This window comes from Planctomycetota bacterium, from assembly GCA_018242585.1.
Taxonomy (GTDB): domain Bacteria; phylum Planctomycetota; class Planctomycetia; order Pirellulales; family PNKZ01; genus JAFEBQ01.
Window position 1 is genome coordinate 12,964 of the sequence record JAFEBQ010000049.1, and the last position, 19,933, is coordinate 32,896.

Consider the following 19,933-nt stretch of genomic DNA (forward strand, 5'->3'; position numbering starts at 1 on the left):
CCCCCCGGGAGAAGGTGGCCGAAGGCCGGATGAGGGTCCCGAAACACTCTCGGGCGAGTCTCGCCTACTTCTTCGCTCCCTCGACATGCTGTTCAATGCACACGGCGGCGCGGCCCTTGAACGCGCCGGCCTTGCACAGCAGCTTCGGCACTCCCTGCACGTGAACCGTCAGCGGCGATTTCACGTCCTTGTCGGTGGCGATGATGTCCCCGACGCGCAGCCCGATCAGCTCGCTGGTCGAAATCCGCGTCGAGGCCAGCTCGACCACCATCTCGACCAGCGAGCCGCGCAGGTTGCTAGAGATGTTAGCCACCGTCTCGGGCGTTGACGTCTTGCGACCGTACGAGGTCCAGTTATTGGTCGAGAGTTTGTTGCCGATTCGCTCGATCGAGTTGTACGGGATGCACAGGTTCGTCATCCCGCGAATGTCGCCGAGCGTGATTTCAAAACTGATCAGCACCACGACTTCGTTCGGCGGGACGATCTGCACGAGCTGCGGATTACTTTCCACGCGGGCCACGCTTAGATCGAGGACCAGCACGTTTTCCCAGGCGCGGTGCAACTCGTCGAGGAACAGCCCGACGATCTTGCTCACCAATCGCAGTTCGATTTCCGTCAACGGCCGGCGCGTGGGGGCCGTGGTCTCGCGACCACCGCCGAGCAAGCGATCAATGATCGGATAGAGAACTGCGGGGTTGATGTCGAGGATCAGGTTCCCTTCCAGCGGCTCGGCCTTGATCAGATTGAAACAGGTAGGGTTTTCCAGGCTGAAGACGAACTCGCTGTAGGTTAGCTGGTCGACGCTGGTCAGTTTGACGTCGACAATCGCTCGCAACAGTCCCGACAGCGCCGCGCCGAAATTGCGACCGAACCCTTCGTGCAGGGTCTGCAACGCGCGCATTTGTTCTTTGCCCACGCGCTCGGGGCGGCGGAAATCGTAGGGCGTGACTTTTTCGCGCGGGCGCGTGGGAGCGCCGGTCGGCGCCGTCCGTTTGGTGGCGGCCTGGGGAGTGGGACGCTGACTGGCGTCCATGGCCGTCAGCAGACTTTCAACTTCGGCCTGGCTGAGAACGTCGCCGCTCATCGTTTGGCTTCCTTGCCTGGAAAAGTCGCGTTGTTCAATCAATCCGGCGTCCTGCCGGCGCTAACTGCGTATCTGGCCGTTGCCGTAGACCACGTACTTGTAGCTGGTCAGTTCGTTGATCCCGCACGGTCCGCGGGCGTGAAACTTGTCGGTGCTGATACCGATTTCGGCACCCAGCCCGAATTCGAATCCATCGTTAAATCGGGTGCTGGCGTTGACCATCACCGCCGAGCTGTCGATCCGCGCCGCGAAAGCCCGGGCCGCCGCCAGGTCGTTCGTGACGATCGCTTCGGTGTGTTGCGAACTGTACTGGTTGATGTGCTCGATCGCCTCGTCGAGCGAATCGACGACCACGCTCGAAATGATCGGCCCCAGGTATTCGGTTCGATAATCGTCGTCGGTCGCCGGCTTGGCCCCGGGAACGAGCAGGCAAGTCTGCGCGTCACCGCGGATTTCAATGCCGCGCTCGGTCAGCGCCTTGGCCGCGCGCGGCAGGAACCGCTTGGCGACGTTGCTATGAACGACCAATGATTCGGCGGCGTTGCAGACGCCGAGCCGATGGCACTTGGAATTGACCAGAATCGTCTCGGCCATGTCCAGATCGGCCGAGGCGTCGACATAGACGTGGCAATTGCCGGTGTAATGCTTGATGACCGGCATTCGCGCTTCGGCAGCCACGCGGCGAATCAGGCCTTCGCCGCCGCGCGGAATTGCCAGGTTGATGTATCGATCGAGTTTCAGCAGATGGCCAACCGCCTCGCGATCGGTCGTCGAAACCATTTGCACGGCATTCGCCGGCAGCCCGGTTTCGGCGGCCGCTTCGGACAACAGGGCGGCGACGGCTTGATTGGAGTGGAGCGCTTCCTTGCCGCCGCGCAGAATCACGGCGTTGCCGCTCTTCACGCAAATGGCCGCCGCGTCCGAGGTGACGTTTGGACGCGATTCATAGATGAACAGCACCACGCCCAGCGGAACGCGGACCTTTTGCAGCTCGAGGCCGTTCGGGCGGATCGAGCTTTCGATGATCTCGCCGATCGGATCCGGCAGGGCCGCGACTTGTTCCAAGCCGACGGCCATCGATTCGAGCACCTTGGGCGTCAGCCGCAGGCGGTCGATCTCAGCCGGCGTCAGTCCGTAAGTCGGCGCCGCTTCCACATCGCGTTCGTTGGCCGCGATCAAACGGGCCTGATTCGCCCGCAGCTTCTGGGCGGCCAAACGGAGCCAGGCCTGCTTGACCGCGGGGCTGGTCTGGGCCAGGGCCGAGGCGGCAGCGGCGGCCTGTTGCCCGAGCTGTAAGCAATAATCTGACAACGACTTGGATTCAGCAATGGCCATCAATCGATCCGGCGCGCAGACAGGCGAAATCGAGCGGAAAGACTCACCCCGAAGTATTCTCGAAGCTTGCTGAGGAGTCAATGTCGGTTGCCGAGGTTCGCGCAGACTGGGGGATTTCGCGCCAGGCGATATTCCGAATCGCGCGGTCCAGAAAGTAACCGCCCACGGCTCCGGAACCCGCGCCGCTGGCAACGCCGAAGCAGATTTCCAGCATTCGCGAGGCGTTATGTATGCCGCTGACCAGATAGCCTCCCCAGACGCCCACCAGCGCACCGATGATGCCGCAACTCACGGTGACAGCCAAACGAGCTTTCTCGCTGGGCTGGTTGAGATTGGCGTGAACGGCGCTGGCAACGAGCCCCGGAACAACTCCCACGACACTTCCGACCAGGCCACCGAACACGCCGCCTGCCATCGCCAGACTAAGAACTGCTTCAGGGGCAACTGCAATGCCGACCAGCAGCCCCAACAGGGCCGCGCCGACGCTGCTGGCCATTGCCCCGATGCCGATTCCGGCGAAGGTGCCCAAGAAGACGGTTGCCGCGCCCCCCATGCGCCGCTCGAACCGAACTGGACCGCCCGGAATCGTCAACACCTCGGTGCTGGTCGGACTGGCGTATGGGTTGAATGTCTCGTCCGAACTCATCTTCCCGCCCCGACGGTGGTCAAGCAGCATTTCCCAAATACAATGGCCCCAGGCGCGCTTGGGTCGTAAGACCCAACACCTCTCCCTCTCAGGGAGAGGTCGCGAGCGTACCGAAGCGGGTGAGGGTAAACGCATTGTAGGCCAACCGACATTGCGTCAAGTACGGGAATGCCAGGGCGCAATCCTGGTTGGCATTGACCGTCTTTACCCTCCCCCCTGCCCCTCCCTGAAAGGGAGGAGTGTTTCGTTGATGATCGCTCGCGATCGTTCAAATCAGCAGCACGTATGATACGGCGCTGCAAACCTAGTCAGCCAGGAAAATCGTCATGCGTAAAGTCAGATGGGGCGTGCTCGGTGTGGCCAAGATCGCCACCCTCAAGGTCATTCCCGCCATGCAGCGCGGCCAGGGAATCGAAATCGTCGGCATCGCATCGCGCTCGCTCGATCGCGCCCAGGCGGCCGCCGAACAGCTTGGCATTGCGAAAGCGTACGGCTCGTACGAAGCTTTGCTGGCCGATCCCGAGATCGACGCTGTTTACAATCCACTTCCCAACCATCTGCACGTCCCCTGGTCGATACGCGCGCTCGAAGCCGGCAAACACGTGCTGTGCGAAAAGCCGATCGCGCTCAGCGTCGCCGAGGCCGAAACCCTGGTGGCCGCCGGCCGCAAGTTCCCCCGCTTGAAGCTGATGGAAGCCTTCATGTACCGGCATCATCCGCAATGGGTCACGGCCCGGCGGATGGTAAACGAGGGCAAGATCGGCGCGCTGCGGACGATTCAGTCCCTGTTCACCTACTACAACCGCAACGCGGATGACGTTCGTAACCAGTCGGCCATCGGCGGCGGCGGGCTGATGGACATCGGCTGCTATCCGATCTCGCTGTCGCGATTCATCTTCGGCGCTGAGCCGACGCGCGTCTGGGGTCAGGTTGAGATCGACCCCGACTTCAAAACCGATCGGCAGGCGTCGGCCCTGCTAGAGTTTCCGGCCGGTAGTGCAACATTCACGTGCAGCACGCAACTGGCGCCGTATCAGCGCGTGCATATCTGCGGCACGACGGGGCGGATAGAAATCGAGATTCCCTTCAACGCCCCGCCCGATCGCGTGTGCCGGCTCTGGTATCGGAGTGAAAGTGGCATTGAAGAGATCACGTTCCCGGTCTGTGACCAGTACACGATTCAGGGGGAACTGTTCTCGCAGGCGGTGCTCAACGATACGCCGGTGCCGACTCCCATCGAGGACGCCGTGGCGAACATGCGCGTGATCGAAGCGATTCGCCAATCGGCCGCCGCGGGACGCGCCGTACCGTAGCTCGCTTGTGAATTGTCGAATCGCCTCGAAAACCCGAGGGCTTCACTACCTCCCAGCGCGATACGCGTTAATCGGCGGAACAGGCGTCGCTGCCGGATTCAATGGGATCGCCGGCTGAGGTGGCACTGGGGCCGGCACATACGATGCCGCATTGCCCATCGGTTGCTGCGGCACAGCGCTCGGCACTACGCGCTCGACGCGCACCGCCGGCAGCCCGTGTTGCAAATCGCGGAACCGAAGTGGCGGCGCTCCGTCGTCGTTGGTTCCTCCGCGCTGATATACGTCGGCCGAGGCCGGCGCAAGCGTCCCGGTGGGGCCAGTGGCGGTCGGTTGCGACAAGCCGGCGGCCTGCAGGTCGATCGTCAGATCGCGCGACTTGATCGGCCAGGCGACGGCTTCCAATGGCATCGCCGTCCCCACGCCCGTCGCGGTGAGAATCGCCGCTTTATTCTGTTCCCAAATTCCCTCGGCGCTCGCACCGGGCAGAATCGCCAACCGCACGCTCGGCGCGCCGAAGGTTTGTGCGCAATAGCCCAGCAGCGAAGTCGGGTCGGCATCAACGCCTAGCAGTCGCGCGTTGGCTTCGAGCGTGACCTGCCGGGCCAGGTCTTCCGCGCTACCGCCAAATGCAACGGTCGCTTTGCTTTGTGCCGGCGCGGTCCCCAACAGCACGATCCGATCGGGACGAATCGCTTCGAGCATGCCCAGCAACAGTTCCGTCTCGGGCTGTCGCGCGCGAGGGGCGATGGCGGGCACGATCCGACCGTTGATCATCGTGGCCGGCTGGCCGCCGCTTGGCGGCGCGAAATCATGTTCCAGGTCGACGCCGCGGCCATTGCCGCGCATCATCCGTACGTGTCCGTCCGGATTCAGGTCGCGAACCACCGTAATTTGCACGTGGTTCGACGGCCGCTGCTGCAAGTGGGCGGCCAGCAGCTCGGCGGCAGCGACTCCGTCGGGTTCCAAGCCAGAGAATGGTCCGACAACGAGCACGCGTCGCGTTCCAGCCCCGAACGTGGCGACCAGAATCGGTCGACCTTCCAGGCTTTGTCCCGCCACGCGCCAGGCGATGGGCGTCTTGCTGACGTAGGGGAGCCCCCAATTCGCCGGCTGCTTGGGCGCGGCGCTTGCCAATGTTGCGCCGGCAGAGGTGGATGCCGCGGTGGGCGCGCGCGTCGGAGTGGTTGTCGACGGCGTCGCCGCGAATGCAGCGTCCGGTTTCCCTGCACAAATTGAAAGGCTAGCCGCCAACAGGCCAGCCGACACAAGCCGCTTCATGAGCCAAGCTTCCCGCGTCCGTTGCGGTGGGTGGAACGATCCCCAGCAACCATAGCTTACGAGGCGCGGCGGTCAAATCGGGCAAGCGACAAAAAGCTTGTCGACTTCGGAGTGGTATTCCATAGATGACGAGCGCGACGATTGTAACGCCGCCGCAACCTAACTGACGAAACTAGACCGGTTCGTGCAATCCATGAATCGAGATGTCGGATGTGATGACTTCGCTCCTCCCGCTGAACAGGAAGATCACGGCCCACAGACCTGGCAGCAGCAAGATCACCGCCGGGCTCCCAAGGTGTTCGACGCCGAGCGCGCCCTCGGGCAGCGGAGCCTGGGATAGCTCGATCACCCCTGCCGCCGCGCCGCACGCGGGGCGTGTGCTAGGTTTTGATTGATGAACTCGCAAACCGAAGCCAAACCGAATCGCAACACTCGGCGTCGCGCGCTCGCCGCGCTGGGTGCTGTTGTCGCCTGGCTGGCGTGCGATTGCGCGCGGGCCTTCGAAGTTCACGGGCGCTTGGTCCAGCTCAACCAGCAGCGGCAAATGTTGGTCGTTTCGGTCGGTGGCAGCGACACCAGGATTCGCTTCGTGGCCGATGTCCAGGTGCTCGACTCACAAGGTCGCGAGCTGAAAGAGGGATTGCAGGCCAAGCAGTTGCAGCCTGGCAAGACGCTCGATCTGACCGTCGAAGAGAACTCGGATCGCATTCCGGTCGTCCGAGTGATTCGCATCGCCCATTGATTCACGTTTGACAGACTACGGCGCGGCAGGTGACGGCTGTATCGATTGCGCCGCCGAAGGTTGGTCGTGCGCTTCGATCGGATCGAGCGGAAATTACCCACGATCGCGCCGCCCGTTTTTCGCCCCCAGTTGAAACGGGCCTTGAGCTGGTCAAAAACTAGCCTTCCCGCGCTCGATCATTGCTTTGGCAAGTTCCACCGTGGCTGGCGAGAGGTCAGAAAAAATGCTGCTTTATTGCGCCATCGGCATGAACATTGAATTACTGTAATCCTGGCCAGAGGGGCCAGTTTTTGCGAGGTAGAGTCGCTTGGCGTTTGGCCCACCGCAGGAACGTAGGTGAGAGCTGATCGCACTTGATATGACCTGAACGAGAAATCTGGACCTGCACCGCAGAGGAATCGAAATCATGAAACGCATTGCCTTGTTGTTGGCCGCCGCCGGTGTGTGGATGGCCTTGGAAGTTATCTCGGCCCAGGCCAGTTGGACCGTCGCCCTGCCGGGCACGCCTCGCGCCCAGGCGATCCGCGCCATGGACATTCACAGCCGGCCAAACCGCCCGTTGCATATCTACGGCACGATGGTCCGCCGCCAGGGCCGCGGCTAACGCCAGCGGTCAATTCGTCGCCAACATTCAAGCCGAGGGTCGCTGGTCCTCGGCTTTTTGTCTTGGCGAAGAGAATATCGCTGACCCGGGCGCATCTTACTGGCCGCCTGGCATTCGGCCGTCGATGAACATTGCTGGGGCGCTTCGGGCGGTGCGGCTGCTATCGCGTCGATGCTGGCAGCGGTCGGCCTTGCCGCGATTTTCACCCCCTGGTACTGAATGCAGGTTGCGCGCATTCCGCCTTTTACCGCCCAGGGCTCCAATCTCTGGCGCAAGTAGTCGACGGTAGCGCCCCGGAATCTTTCCATCGGGTAATTCACTGTCATGTCGGCGTCGTCGTGGATTCGACGTCTGGGGTTGTTGATTTGCTGCGCGATCGCCGCCGGCTGCGTTCGCGGTCCGTACCAATACAGCCAATTCCACGCCTCGAACCAGAAGCCGGCACCCAGCGACATCCACATCGTTCACGGCCAGCCGCGGCCCAAGCTCGACCGTGTGGCCAAGATCGCGGCCACGCCCCAGCGGGTGTTGCACCTGAATCGCAAGGTGAATCGACACGAGCTGTCGCCCGAGACGCAAGCGGTGCTGGTCGCGTATATGTGTCAGAACGATCTGGCTGACGTTCAGGTACACATCAATTGCTACGAGCCGTCGGAACAGTGGCGACTGCTGCGCGAAAATGACCGCATTGGCCCCGGTTGGCGCTACACGCTCGGCAGTCTGAGCGTGATCGGCTACACGGTCCTGCCGGGTCGCGTGTTTGGCGGCGATCGCTACAACCCGTTCACCAACACGCTGAACCTGAACTCCGACGTGCCAGCCGTGGTGCTCCGCGAGGCGGCCTATGCCAAGGACGTGCATGGCCGCAAATTGCCGGGCACCTACGTGGCGATCAATCAATTGCCGTTCGTCGGACTGTGGCATGACACGCGCAGCGTTTCGGATGTGTTGGCCTATGCCGAAGCGCACGAGGATTGGGAACTGGAAAAAGAGGCGTATCACGTCCTATTCCCGCGGGTCGGCGCCGACGTCGCCAACAGCGGCGCGATCGTGGCGCCGGTCTGGTGGGAAGGGGCCGCCATCGGCGTCGGGGGCTCACTGGTCGGACACGCCACCGGGCGCACCGTCGCGGCGCGACGCTCGATGCTCCGCGCGCGGCGCAGCAAAGCGCTCGAATCGATGTTGGCCGAGGCGCGTGAAAGTCGCGAGCCTTCCGAGCCGAGTGAGGTAATTGCCGCAGATGCGACCGATAGCCTTGAGGAAGGGACACTTTCGCTCGCGCCAGCGCCACCGCGAGTTCTCTTCGAGTCACCGCGATAGCAGTGGCGGTGTACGATGCAGCCGCGATTCAAGCGGCTAGTCGACCAGCGGGCGGTTCAGCTCGGTTTGCCATTGGGACGGATCGAGACCAGACTCGGGGCCGACGGCGTAATACTCCCAGCAGCCGGCTCCTTGTCGGTGCCCTTGCTGGTCGACCCAGGCTGAGAACTCGCGCCAGCCATTCGGCAATTCCTCGTACGGCCCGCGGTAGATCGTCCGCGCGACGCGCGTGGCCGGCAGCGTACTCATCGTCACACGCCCGGTCGGCTTCACGGCCGACGCGACCGGCACGCCGAGTTCGAAATCGAACTCGTGGTCCGGCACTTTGAAATGATGGGTGAACCAGGGGCCGGTCTTCGCCACCCCCTGCGCCGCGACCGCGGCCATCAGCTCCTGCAGCCCGGGCATCATCACCTGGCGAATCTCGCTAGCCGGCACGCACAGGCGAATGACCGCGGTCAATCGTTCCTCGGTGTTCACGATTTGCGGCGGATCGATCATGACGAGAGCCCTGGGCGCGTGAAACGTGAAAGTGGGAAGAACGACTAAAGCACCGGCCCGGGCAGCTTGCGACTCGCCGGCCGCAAGGCCCAAGACGTCATCGCAATGGCCAAGACAATGAGCGGCGTCATTACTTCGCCAACTCCGTCTTTCACGAACACGTGCGTCGCGGCGGCGCCGGTCAGGTTGAAGAAAATGCCGGCATAGGCCCATTCCTTTAATCGCAGCAGACCAGGCATGAGGATCGCAAACACCGCCAGCAATTTCCAAAAGCCGAGGATCGTGAAGAAGTAGAGCGGATAGCCCAGGTGCGTGGCCGCCAGGATCACCTGATCGGGCTGGGCCACGTCGAAATAACCCCCCGACAGGTAAGCAAACGACAACAAGCCGGTCGCGAGCCAGTAGATGATTTTTGCAGCCACTTGTAAGTGCCTTTCAATCCGTTGAAGGTGAATCAAGAAAGCGAATCCTTCGCCGAATACTCTCCGCGTCCAGAACACCAAAAAGAAAGGGGAGAGGAGAGAGTAGACCGCAGGAGAGTGGAGAAAGTTGACGCGGAAAGCTGTCGGCTCTCCTCTCTACTTTCTCCACTCTCCTGCTCTATTTTTTCGACCTGGGGTCGAAAAAATCGGGGCGACATGATTTGAACATGCGACCTTCTGGTCCCAAACCAGACGCTCTAGCCAGGCTGAGCTACGCCCCGGGGGGATGGCACTACTATATCAACTAGCCCGCCGAGCACAATTCTAGGGATTTGCCACGGAGACACTGAGGCACTGAGTTAAGCACGGAGGGGGGGGGATTAGTGTAATGAAAAAAACTCAGGGCAAACAACGAACCAATGACCAAATCCCAATGACCATGCTCCGTGCAAACCTCCGTGCCTCAGTGCCTCTGTGGCGAGATTTTGCTAGCCGGCGCGGCGCATTTGTTGCTGGCCGTGGAAGTGGCGGCGCAGGCGCTCGAACTCGTCGGCGTTCGAGAAGTGGACGATGACCTTGCCGCGTCCTCGCGCGCCGTGGCGCAGTTCAACCTTGGTCCCAAGCGCCGTCCGCAACTCTTGTTCAAGCACCGCCAGTTGCTCGTTCCGCTTGGCGGCCGAGCGTTTAGGCGCCGACTCTTCCGGCGCGTCGGCCACGCCCAACTCTTCGCGTTCCCCCTGGTGGACCGTCGCTTGGACCAACGACTCCACGGCACGCACGCTCAACCCTTCGCTTTGAATCTGGCGACAGAGCGCCACTTGCTCGCGCTCGTCACCCAACGGCAAAATCGCCCGAGCGTGCCCTTGGGTGATCTGGCCTTTGCGCAGCGCGACTTGCACCTCCTCGGGCAGCTCGAGCAACCGGATCAAGTTCGCGACAGTCGAGCGGTCGAGCTGCAGTCGGCTTGCTAGCTCGTCCTGCGTGCATTGGTAGCGTTGCAGGTACTGCTGGAACGACGTCGCCTTTTCCAGGGGGTTCAGATCCTGACGCTGCAAGTTTTCGACGATGCCCAACTCGGCCATCTGGCGATCGTCGGCTTCGACGACCTGGGCGCTAATGTCACGCCAGCCGGCCAACGCGGCCGCGCGCAAGCGGCGCTCGCCCGCCACCAGTTGATAGCGGTCGCCGGCGCGGCGCACCGTGATCGGTTGCAGCAAGCCATGCTGCTGGATGCTTTGGGCCAAGTTCTGCAACTCGGCGTCGTCAAAGTCGAACCGGGGCTGGAACGGATTGGTGTCGATCAGGTCGACCGGCAAGCGCGCCGGACCCTGCGACGGCGGCGAACTCGTCGGCGCACTGTCGGCGTGCGTGGCGCCGTGGTCGGCAATCGGGGCATCGGGCAAGCGGCCCAGCAGCGCTTCGAGACCTCGGCCAAGGCGGCGTTCTTTAGTCACGTTCGAGTACCTCCATGCACAATTCAATGTAAGCGCGCGTGCCGCGCGAACGGGGAGCAAAATCAATCACTGCCTGGCCGTGGCTCGACGCCTCGGCCACCGCGACGTCGCGCGGGATGCTGGTCCGGAAAACAATCTCGCCAAAGAACTCGCGCACCTCGTCGTCGACCTCGTGGGTCAACTCCAGCGTCGGGTCGTGCATCGTCAGCAAGATGCCGCCGAACTGCAGTCGGCGAGGCGGGGTGTTCATCACTTGTTTGATCACGTCGATCATCTGCGCCAGCCCTTCCATGGCGAAATACTCGCACTGGATCGGCATCAGCACCTCGGTAGCGCTCGACAGGGCGGTGCGGGTCAGTTGTCCCAGCGACGGCGGGCAGTCGATCAGCACATAGTCATAGTCGCTCAGCCCGGTGGCCAGGTGGTGACGTAGCGTGGCCTCGGGTTCGTGCGAGCGGGCCAGGGTATCGACGTCGTCAAACCGGCGGGCGCCGGGCAGCAGGTCCAAGTTCGGTGTTTCCGTGGCGACGATCGCCTCGCGCAGCGGCTGGCGCGTGACCAGGGGGTGGCGCTCGGCGGGCGAGTGGCCGACTCCGCTGGTGGCGTTGCACTGGGGGTCCAAATCAATGAGCAGCGTCCGGCAACCTGCCTTGGCCAGGCATGTTGCCAGATTCACTGCGGTGGTCGTCTTGCCGACGCCACCCTTTTGATTGGCCACGCACAGTATTCGACCCACGCCGGCGATTCCTTTCCGCCCAAGTTTCGAGCGGCAGGAGTATAGCGACGGCGCGAAAATCGACCGAGGGCAGAATTGCAGCGCGGCAGAGAGGTGACTTCTCACGTGGAAACCGAGCCGCTCAGCTAGCAGGCCCGGTACTTGAGGAGCGTTTCACGTGAAACAAATAGCTTGCCTGGACTGCCCCGTTTCACGTGAAACATGTGCCACGTGAAACGCCCAGCGGCGCGCAAGACGGCGCTCCCCTGATGGCGTCGGAACCTGGAACGATCGAGCGGCGGACTACTCGTGCGGGTTGATGACCAGCCCGCCGAGCAGCTTGGGGTAGAAGTACGTGCTCTTGGCGGGCATCCGCTCGGCGTGTTCGCTGATCACACGGATGTGTTCCACCGTGGCCGGCATGACCAGGGCGGCCAGGGGGAAATCGCCCCCAGCGCTCATCACGCCGGTGGCGTCGCGGCCCGCCACGTCGCCGCGCTTGAGCGCCTCGACCACTTCGCTGACCGAATGCACATACAGCGGCTTGGGCAGATCCTTGGCGCCGAGCAGCGTCTCGATCAGCAACTGGTGCAGGATCGCCACGCCCAGCCCTTGCCAGTCGCGGCTATGCTGGCCGGCTACTTGGGCCATGCGCTTTTCGCCGGCCGGCGTGATCGAGGCCAGGGTCCAGGTCTGGTCCTTGTGGGTATACAGCCCGAGCGTCCCCTGGGCGTCGGCCGTCTCGATTTCTTCCCAAACTTGCCCAGCCAGGTCGGGGCCTTTGCCGACGACACGGGTGGCAAAGCAGTCGCCGAGCTTGGCCTTCAACTCGACGCTGGTCATGCTCGGTAGGCCGCGGAACAACCGGTGCGTCGGCAGTACCAGCAAGCCGGGGTCGGTCATGCCGATGCACATCATCAGGACAAAATTGGCCGGATGAGCCGCGTCGAGCTCGCCGCCAGCAGCTAGCTCGTCCCGGTAGTTGCAAGCGGTCTCGTAGCGATGATGGCCGTCGGCAATGAACAGCGGCTTGGGGCCGATCAGGCCCGAGACCTTGGCGATTAGCGCGCTATCGGTGACCGGCCACATGCGATGGACCACGCCCAGGTGGTCGACCGCTTCGATCGCCGGCTGGCCGGCGACGGCGCGCTCGAGCAGCTCCTGCACTTCGTTCTGGGGGTCGGGGTACAGGCCGAAAATCTGGGTCAGGTTCGCCTGGCAAGCGCGAGTCAGCAGCAGCCGGTCCTGCTTGGGCCCCGAGAGGGTTTCTTCGTGCGGGAAGATTTTGCCCTGCCCAAAGCGTTCGAGCCGGCAGCGACCCATGAAGCCGCGGCGCGTGACGGTCTGGCCATCGTGCTCGAACGACTGATGATAGACGTAGAAGGCCGGCTGGCCCTCGCGGAACAAAACGCCCTCCTGGCGCCAGTTGCGCAGGAAGCGGGCCGCGCGCGCATAGCGATTGTTCGTGGCGTCGTCCCCTGGCTCCTCGCGATTCAGTTCCAAGCGGACAAAGTTGGCCGGGTGTCGCTTGTAGAGCGCCTGTTGAAACTCGGGCCCGATCACGTCGTAGGGAGGGCAGACCACGTCGCTCAACGAGCCAACGTGCCCCAGGTCGTAACGTAACGCGCGAAACGCTTGCATGTCGGGCATGGTGGTGGAGGGGCTAGAGGTTAGGGACTAGGGGCTAGGGAAATACGATGCAAAGTGGCTCGTACCGCAAACAAGATTTAGCCAAAGCGGCAGCGCTGTTATGACGGTCGGGCGGGGACGTTGTCAAACCCCCGCGCGTGCGAAGCCCGAAGATTCAGGCTATCATTGGGTTATGAAGCCGCTCGGACCCATCTCGTGGGAAAGGATGATTCGCGCCGTGGAAAAGGTACGCGAACGACTTATGCGCGCCACCGCTGCGCTCGAGCGTGCTGGGGTTCCCTATGCCGTGGCTGGCGGTAACGCCGTGGCGGCCTGGGTCTCAAGAATCGACGAAGGAGCGGCGCGGAATACCCGCGACGTTGACATCCTGATTCGTCGCTCTGACTTCGCGGCAGCCCGTCAGATTTTGGAATCTTGCGGCTTCGTTTACGTTCAAACAAGGGACGTCGATATGTTCTTGGACGGGCCAAACTCGCGCCCCAGTGAAGCGGTGCATATTCTGTACGCCAGCGAAAAGGTCAAGCCAGCGTATGTGAATGCCTCGCCCGACGTTGACGAATCTGAGCGAGATCAGGCGTTCAATGTCGTGGGGCTCGAAGCGCTTGTGCGAATGAAATTGAACTCGAATCGAGACAAGGATCGAACTCATTTGCGCGATCTGATCGGCGTCGGGCTTATTGACGGGTCATGGCCAGCGCGGTTCGACTCGCCACTCGATCAGCGATTGCAAGACTTGCTCGACACGCCCGAGGGGTAAAATAACAGCTCGGCCCGCGCGAAGCGAACCGAGCTGTTTGAGGGTAAGTTAGGCTGCTTCCGCAGCTCAAATCTCAGCTTAATACCGGTAGTGTTCCGGCTTGTACGGGCCTTCGGCTGGAATGTCCAGGTAGTCGGCCTGCTTCTTGGTGAGCTTGGTCAGCTTCACGCCCAGTTGGTCCAAGTGGAGCCGGGCGACTTCTTCGTCCAGCTTCTTGGGCAGCATGTGGACGCCCAGCGAGTACTTTTCGGTCTCGGTCCAGAGGGCGATCTGCGCCATCACCTGGTTGGTGAACGAATTGCTCATCACGAACGACGGGTGCCCGGTCGCACAGCCCAGGTTCACCAGCCGGCCTTCGGCCAGCAGGAGCACATTGCGGCCGTTGGCGAGCGAATAGCGGTCGACCTGCGGCTTGATGACGGTCTTCTTCGCCTTGCCGGCCTTCACCTGGTTTTCCAGCCAAGCGACGTCGATCTCGATGTCGAAGTGGCCAATGTTGCAGATAATGGCGTCGTTCTTCATCTGGTCGATGTGCTCGCCGCGAATGATGTCACAGCAGCCGGTGGTGGTGACGAAGATGTTGCCGATCGAGGCCGCTTCTTCCATGGTCGTGACCTGGAAGCCTTCCATGGCGGCTTGCAAGGCGTTGATCGGGTCGATCTCGGTCACAATCACGCGAGCGCCGTAGCGCTGCATCGAGTGAGCGCAACCCTTGCCGACGTCGCCATAGCCGGCCACGACGACGACCTTGCCGGCGATCATCACGTCGGTGGCCCGCTTGATGCCGTCGGCCAGCGACTCGCGACAGCCGTACAGGTTGTCGAACTTGCTCTTGGTGACCGAGTCGTTGACGTTGATGCACGGCAGCTTCAGTTCGCCGCGAGCGAACATTTGGTACAAGCGATGAACGCCGGTGGTGGTCTCTTCCGAAATGCCGCGAATGCCGTCGAGCAGCTCGGGATACTTGTTGTGGACCATGGCGGTCAAATCGCCGCCGTCGTCCAAGATCATGTTCAGCGGCTTGCCGTCCTTGAAGAACAGGGTTTGCTCGATGCACCAGTCGAACTCTTCGTTGTTCATCCCCTTCCAGGCGTAGACCGGGACGCCCGTCTTGGCGATGGCCGCGGCCGCGTGGTTTTGGGTCGAGAAGATGTTGCAACTGCTCCAAGTGACTTCGGCGCCCAACTCGGTGAGCGTCTCGATGAGCACGGCCGTCTGAATGGTCATGTGCAGGCAGCCGGCAATGCGGGCGCCCTTCAGCGGCTTTTGCGGGCCGTATTTCTTGCGCAGTGCCATCAAGCCGGGCATTTCGTTCTCGGCCAGGATGATTTCCTTGCGGCCCCAATCGGCCAGCGACAGGTCGGCAACTTTGTAGGGGAGACGAGTTTCGACTTGTGCCACGCTGGTAAACTCCGTGCTAGAAATGGTTTGTGATTTGTGCGCTGCGGCCTTCCTTGGCCGCCGAGGGCTGAGAGTGCGCGCTTTCAAGGCGCGCCGTGCCGACGGTGATTTGGCTGTGATGATAGGGCGTTTGTTCAACGCTGGCAAGGGTTTGCCGGGGCTCGGCGTGCTACGATGCCGCGGCTTTTTCGAAGGCCTGGCGCGCGGCGGCTACGAATCGTGTGACCTTGTCCGGGTCTTTGTGACCGGGCGAGGACTCGACGCCGCTGGCAGTATCGACCCCCCAAGGTTTCACGGCCGCAATCGCCTCGGCCACGTTCTCGGCCGTGAGACCGCCGGCCAGGATTAGCGGCGGCCCATCGCTGCCTACCCTGCGGATGAACTGACGAGCCAGTTGCCAATCGAAACGCACGCCCGTGCCTCCAAACTCGCCCGGGGCTGCCGCATCGAGTAACACCGCGTGAGGCGGAGACGCATCGCCGTGGGTGCAACTCCAAGTTAAATACTGCTCGACGGGTTGCAGCGCGGTCGGACCGATCCGAAACGCCTTGATGATCGGAGTGTTTGGAAGCTGTGCGGCCAGTTCGTGAATCAACGTCGGTGGCTCATCGCCGTGAAGCTGCACTCGGTTGAGTCCAACTTGCTTGACAATAGATACGACTTCGCTTGTCGTCGCGTTCACAAAGACGCCGACCTTAGCCACTCCAGCAGGCAAAGCGGCAACAATTTCGGCGCCTTGTGTCGCCGATACAAAGCGCTTGCTGCCGGGGTAGAAATTGAGCCCAATCGCGTCGGCCCCGGCGCGGGCGGCGTGCTGGGCGTCGCCGACCGAGGTGATGCCGCAGATTTTGATGTGAAACAGCGAGCTCATCTTAGCGAGTAGCAAACAGCGACTTGAAATACTTGATGTCGGCCGCGGTTTGCACCAGGCATTCCTCGGTCGACATGTCGCGGAAGCTGTGTTTTCCCTTGTATTCGCTGTGCAGCGAGTAAACACCGTCGTAACCTTGCCGCCGCAGGGTGGCGAAAAAGTCGGGCAACGGCGACAAGCCGTCGGCCAAAGGCAATTCTTCGCTCAACCACCGCTGTTGACCAGACTTGTCCCGTTCGCCGGTCTTCCAGCCAAAGTTCTTCACGCCGACCAGCGCGATCCACGGGGCCAATAAATCGAGCCCCTGTTGCCAGCCGTTACCGCCCCCTTCCAGCGCCATGTGCAGCGTGTCGACGTAGGCACCCACCTCGCCGGGCTTGAAATCTCGAATCAGTTCGTACAGCAGCGTGCCGTGCGACGGAATGTACGTGCCCGAGTGAGTGTGAACGCACGGGATGACGCGATGCTTGTTCGCCACCGCGGCAATCTCCGCCAGCTTCTTGCGAGTCTCGTCGATTTGCGCGCGGAGCTTGCCGTTGGAGATATAACGGAAGTAGCCGAGTTTCACCCGATCGATGCCCAGGCTGGCCGCCGTGGCGAGCGTGCGCTCGGACTGCGCGCTGCCGTCGGCAATGTCGGTCGTCAGGAATTGGTACTTCAGCCCAGCTTCGTGAATGATCTTCACTGCTTCGGGGAGCTTCTTCTCGACGTCGGCCGGCTCGATGGAACCCCCTTTGCGAACCGTGAGGTCGATGCCGTCGAAGCCCATTTCGTATAGCTGGCGGCAGAACTTGTCGAGGGGCAGATCCTGGAAGCTCTTGGAGAAGCAGCAGATTTGCATCGGCGTGGGCTCCGGCGGGTAAACAGCGTTCGGGGCGTGCTGGCAGCCTTGAATGTGTGCTGGCCGAGCGGTAAACGCAAGCTAGCTCGGCCCTCTCTCCTCAAGTCGCAACGATTTTAACGACGATGACGACCGAGGAGCATAAGCTCGCGCCCCAGCATTTGCGTTGGGTACAGACGTTTTGCGCGCCCAGCTAGCCGCCTGGATTTCGTGATGTCGCGTCGCTTACTCAAAACCAGTCGTTCGTCGGCCTTGCGCCGGTTGATCGCCTTTGCTGCGGTCGGCAGCGCGGTTTGGCTGGTCGGGCAGGGGGCTTTGCGCCTGGCGACGACTGACGATCCAGCATCGACTCAGGTTTCGCAACCGGCACGCGCGGCGACGGGTTCTGAGTTGCTGCTGGCCCGCGAGCGTTTGCGCGTGTGCGAGCGACTGCTCCGCGATGCCCAGCGCCGGTTGAGCGATCTGCGGCATCGACAGGAGCAATTCACCGAAAACGTGCTCGCCCGCACGGGCGAATCGTCGTCGATGGTGGCTACGACTTCCGAACAGGGGCAAAGTGACACCGGTTCGCAAGTCGACACGCTGGCCGGCCTGATTCGACAGCGTGAGCGGTTGCTCGAAACGATGACGCCGGCGCATCCTGTCGTGCAGTCGATCGAGCGTCAGATCGCGGGCCTCGATACCCCTCGCCACACCACCAAGCCGGCTAAGGTCAGCCCCAAGATCACGCGGCCTTTGGCTCGAACCGCGCCATCGAATAACGAACGCGCGGAGTTCGACCGGTTACGCACGGACATTGCCGTTGCCGAACGAAACGTGGAATTGAACGACGCCGATCATCGAGCCGCGTTGGTCGAAGTGGCGCGACTCGAGGCCCCTGTGCCGGTCGCCGAGTCGCCGGTGGTCGAACGCCTGGCGGCGCCGCAATGGCTGAGTGCGGCGTTACGCTCGCTGAAGTTAACGGAGGTAGTCCTGCTGGTTGCGATTGGCTCGGGCTGCCTGGCGGCGTGGCTCGTGGCCAAACGGCCGCGCGTCGTCTGGTATGTCGACTCGCCGCACCAGCGCCATGAGCGATCGGTTCACGCAGCGCATGAAGGTGTCCCCAAGCCACATTTGCGGCCGCTGGTCGTGGGGCGCACCCGCGCGCTCGTTCGCCCGCGACGGCGGCATGGTTAAGTTGCTGTCACGAAGATTGATTCTCGCCGCCCAGGTTGCAGACGCTCGTTGCCGACTGCCGAAGGTAGAAACGGGTTGCAGGGTTGGAACGCTGTCACTGCTGGCGCGATTAGTGTGACAGCGGCACGGTGAATCAGCACGTCAGCCGTGGATCGCCGTGAAGGTGAGAAGTTTCGAGTGCTCGAGAATCTGCGCATGTACGAAGCCAGTTTTCGCCTGAACGATCGACCCTTTCTGTCGGCCCCGCGCGTCGACCGATACTATCCGGCCGCGACCATCGAGTCGTGCCGCCAGCAGCTCGCGCGCTGTGTCGAGCGGGCCGAAGGGGTCGGGCTGCTTGTAGGTCCATCGGGCACCGGCAAGTCGCTGCTGCTGACCTTACTGGCCGAGCAGTTCGCCAAGACGATGTCAGTGGCGCTGTTGTCGAATGGCCAGTTCAACTCGCGACGCGCGTTGCTGCAGGCGATCTTGTTTCAGTTGAACTTGCCCTATCGCGGCCTCGACGAAGGCGAGTTGCGACTGGCGCTGGTCGATCATCTGGCCGAGGCCAAAGGGGCCGGGCGCGGCTTGCTGTTGTTGCTCGACGAAGCCCACTCGCTGCCGGTTCGATTGCTGGAAGAAGTGCGGATGATCACCAATCTGGCGCACCGGGGCGTCCCGCAGGTGCGTTTGATCCTGGCCGGCAATGCCGCGATCGAAGAGCGATTGGCCGCGCCGACGTTGGCGTCGTTGTCCCAGCGCATTACCGCCCGAGCGTACCTCCAAGCGCTCGATGCCCAGGAAACCGAGGCTTACATCAGCGCGCAGTTGGCCGCGGTGGGCGGCCTGGGCAGTGCGGTCTTTGGGACACACGCCATGCGAGCGGTCTACCACGCCACCGGCGGCGTGCCGCGGTTGATCAATCAGTTGTGTGAACACGCACTGTTGATGGCCTTTGCCGGCGGGCGTTCGACGATCGATTCGGACGGAATCCAGGAAGCCTGGGCCGATTTGCAGCAGTTGCCGACCCCGTGGAATGAAACGACGCCTCGGGAAGAAATCGCCATCGCCCGCAAGGACGACGTTGTGCGCAAGGACAGCGTGATCGAGTTCGGCACCTTGCCCGACGACGACTTCGACCTGGAACCGACGTTGCCGGGTCCGGGGCTAGCGACGGTACCGCTCAGCGCGGTCATTCCGCACGAATTCGAGTTGGACGACGAGGACGACTTTGTCCCAGCCGTCGTGACACGGCCCGAGGCCGAGCTGTTGTTCGGCGCCGTCAACAATCCGCTGGCCGAAGCGTTCGCCGAAGAAGAAGTGGTGTTCGACAAGTACGCCTCGGCTGACGCTTTGCTTGGTGCGCGGCAACGAGTCAAGTCGGCCGACAGTTCGCTGTTGTCCGCCCTGCTCGATCCGTTCACCAAGCCGGCAGCCGTTGCGCCTGTTACGGCGCCGGCCACCACTGAGGTCAAGCATTTGGCAGTATCCTCTCTCCAGCCCACCGATCAGCCCGCGCGCGAGACGCGAAAGGTCGCGGCGGAGGGGCGTGGCGACGAGCAAGTCAGGCGCGCTCTTAGCAAGACGTTCGAGGACCAGGCGATGGCGGTTGAAGCCGTGGCGGCCGCGCTCGCGTCGGAAATGCTGCCGGACTTCGCCAGGTTTTCGAGCGAGCCGAGCGAGCCGGCCGAACCGATTTTCAAGCCCAAGTTCGCCAGCGATGACGAAGTGATCATCATCGAAGACGATCCGCGGGCCGGCCGCGTTGAAAACGCCTCGGTTCGTCGCCAAGAATACGCGCAGCTCTTCGCCCGCCTGCGTCACGGCTAGTTCGTAGCCGCACT

20 protein-coding genes and 1 tRNA gene are annotated in these 19,933 nt (G+C 62.5%); 7 read left to right on the top strand and 14 right to left on the bottom strand.

Translation table 11 applies throughout. The features are described from left to right. Positions 1–64 precede the first annotated feature (64 nt). From fliM to JSS27_20630, 3 genes are read right to left on the bottom strand one after another with little or no spacing between them, the layout of a single operon-like run. Positions 65–1,084: a flagellar motor switch protein FliM gene (fliM, locus tag JSS27_20620; GenBank protein MBS0211354.1), complete on the bottom strand. Its 1,020-nt coding sequence runs from the start codon at positions 1,082–1,084 to the stop codon at positions 65–67. 60 nt (positions 1,085–1,144) lie between these two features. After that, the gene (locus JSS27_20625) at positions 1,145–2,419 is read right to left on the bottom strand and encodes a glutamate-5-semialdehyde dehydrogenase (protein ID MBS0211355.1); all 1,275 of its coding nucleotides are present in this window, start codon (positions 2,417–2,419) and stop codon (positions 1,145–1,147) included. 43 nt (positions 2,420–2,462) lie between these two features. Beyond that, positions 2,463–3,065 (bottom strand): hypothetical protein, encoded by a 603-nt coding sequence (locus JSS27_20630; protein MBS0211356.1) that lies wholly within the window; start codon positions 3,063–3,065, stop codon positions 2,463–2,465. Between the two features lie 326 nt (positions 3,066–3,391). Between JSS27_20630 and JSS27_20635 the strand changes: the two genes are divergently transcribed. Then, positions 3,392–4,378, top strand: coding sequence for a Gfo/Idh/MocA family oxidoreductase (locus JSS27_20635; protein MBS0211357.1), 987 nt, complete (start codon positions 3,392–3,394; stop codon positions 4,376–4,378). A gap of 45 nt (positions 4,379–4,423) precedes the next feature. Here the strand turns inward: JSS27_20635 and JSS27_20640 are convergent, their stop codons facing one another. Together JSS27_20640 and JSS27_20645 are read right to left on the bottom strand one after the other, a co-directional pair. Further along, complete coding sequence (locus JSS27_20640; GenBank protein ID MBS0211358.1) at positions 4,424–5,512, bottom strand: hypothetical protein; 1,089 nt, start codon at positions 5,510–5,512, stop codon at positions 4,424–4,426. Between the two features lie 316 nt (positions 5,513–5,828). After that, entirely contained in the window at positions 5,829–6,005 is a 177-nt protein-coding gene (locus tag JSS27_20645) for a hypothetical protein (GenBank protein MBS0211359.1), read from the bottom strand. Between the two features lie 45 nt (positions 6,006–6,050). On the opposite strand from JSS27_20645, the gene JSS27_20650 reads away from it, so the two are divergent. The 3 genes from JSS27_20650 to JSS27_20660 all read left to right on the top strand — a co-directional run bounded on the left by JSS27_20650 (position 6,051) and on the right by JSS27_20660 (position 8,322). Beyond that, on the top strand, positions 6,051–6,398 hold the full coding sequence (locus JSS27_20650; protein ID MBS0211360.1) for a hypothetical protein: 348 nt from the start codon (positions 6,051–6,053) through the stop codon (positions 6,396–6,398). 406 nt (positions 6,399–6,804) lie between these two features. Beyond that, positions 6,805–7,002 carry a hypothetical protein gene (locus tag JSS27_20655; GenBank protein MBS0211361.1) on the top strand — a complete coding sequence of 66 codons (198 nt, stop codon included), beginning with the start codon at positions 6,805–6,807 and terminating at the stop codon, positions 7,000–7,002. 324 nt (positions 7,003–7,326) lie between these two features. Further along, positions 7,327–8,322: a hypothetical protein gene (locus tag JSS27_20660; protein MBS0211362.1), complete on the top strand. Its 996-nt coding sequence runs from the start codon at positions 7,327–7,329 to the stop codon at positions 8,320–8,322. Positions 8,323–8,358: 36 nt separating this feature from the next. Here JSS27_20660 and JSS27_20665 read toward each other — a convergent pair whose 3' ends face one another. The 6 genes from JSS27_20665 to JSS27_20690 form a co-directional block, all read right to left on the bottom strand. Beyond that, entirely contained in the window at positions 8,359–8,823 is a 465-nt protein-coding gene (locus JSS27_20665) for a GyrI-like domain-containing protein (protein MBS0211363.1), read from the bottom strand. Between the two features lie 44 nt (positions 8,824–8,867). Beyond that, positions 8,868–9,245 (bottom strand): DoxX family protein, encoded by a 378-nt coding sequence (locus tag JSS27_20670; protein ID MBS0211364.1) that lies wholly within the window; start codon positions 9,243–9,245, stop codon positions 8,868–8,870. A gap of 206 nt (positions 9,246–9,451) precedes the next feature. Further along, positions 9,452–9,526: transfer RNA gene (locus tag JSS27_20675), tRNA-Pro, on the bottom strand. 207 nt (positions 9,527–9,733) lie between these two features. Next, a complete protein-coding gene (locus tag JSS27_20680) occupies positions 9,734–10,699 on the bottom strand; it encodes a ParB/RepB/Spo0J family partition protein (protein ID MBS0211365.1) in 966 nt (321 codons plus the stop codon). Beyond that, positions 10,692–11,435: a ParA family protein gene (locus JSS27_20685; GenBank protein ID MBS0211366.1), complete on the bottom strand. Its 744-nt coding sequence runs from the start codon at positions 11,433–11,435 to the stop codon at positions 10,692–10,694. The genes JSS27_20680 and JSS27_20685 overlap by 8 nt, the downstream gene beginning before the upstream one ends. 282 nt (positions 11,436–11,717) lie before the next feature. Beyond that, positions 11,718–13,064 carry a DUF1015 domain-containing protein gene (locus JSS27_20690; protein MBS0211367.1) on the bottom strand — a complete coding sequence of 449 codons (1,347 nt, stop codon included), beginning with the start codon at positions 13,062–13,064 and terminating at the stop codon, positions 11,718–11,720. 172 nt (positions 13,065–13,236) lie between these two features. Here JSS27_20690 and JSS27_20695 point away from each other — a divergent pair, with 172 nt between their 5' ends. Continuing rightward, positions 13,237–13,821 carry a nucleotidyltransferase family protein gene (locus tag JSS27_20695; protein MBS0211368.1) on the top strand — a complete coding sequence of 195 codons (585 nt, stop codon included), beginning with the start codon at positions 13,237–13,239 and terminating at the stop codon, positions 13,819–13,821. A 78-nt stretch (positions 13,822–13,899) separates the two neighbouring features. Here JSS27_20695 and JSS27_20700 read toward each other — a convergent pair whose 3' ends face one another. The 3 genes from JSS27_20700 to JSS27_20710 all read right to left on the bottom strand — a co-directional run bounded on the left by JSS27_20700 (position 13,900) and on the right by JSS27_20710 (position 16,934). Then, the gene (locus JSS27_20700) at positions 13,900–15,222 is read right to left on the bottom strand and encodes an adenosylhomocysteinase (protein ID MBS0211369.1); all 1,323 of its coding nucleotides are present in this window, start codon (positions 15,220–15,222) and stop codon (positions 13,900–13,902) included. A 169-nt stretch (positions 15,223–15,391) separates the two neighbouring features. Further along, entirely contained in the window at positions 15,392–16,093 is a 702-nt protein-coding gene (locus JSS27_20705) for a phosphoribosylanthranilate isomerase (protein MBS0211370.1), read from the bottom strand. A gap of 1 nt (position 16,094) precedes the next feature. Continuing rightward, complete coding sequence (locus JSS27_20710) at positions 16,095–16,934, bottom strand: sugar phosphate isomerase/epimerase (GenBank protein MBS0211371.1); 840 nt, start codon at positions 16,932–16,934, stop codon at positions 16,095–16,097. Positions 16,935–17,147: 213 nt separating this feature from the next. On the opposite strand from JSS27_20710, the gene JSS27_20715 reads away from it, so the two are divergent. Both JSS27_20715 and JSS27_20720 read left to right on the top strand, forming a co-directional pair. Further along, complete coding sequence (locus JSS27_20715; GenBank protein MBS0211372.1) at positions 17,148–18,110, top strand: hypothetical protein; 963 nt, start codon at positions 17,148–17,150, stop codon at positions 18,108–18,110. Positions 18,111–18,257: 147 nt separating this feature from the next. Further along, a complete protein-coding gene (locus JSS27_20720) occupies positions 18,258–19,919 on the top strand; it encodes an AAA family ATPase (protein MBS0211373.1) in 1,662 nt (553 codons plus the stop codon). The last annotated feature ends 14 nt before the right edge of the window (positions 19,920–19,933 follow it).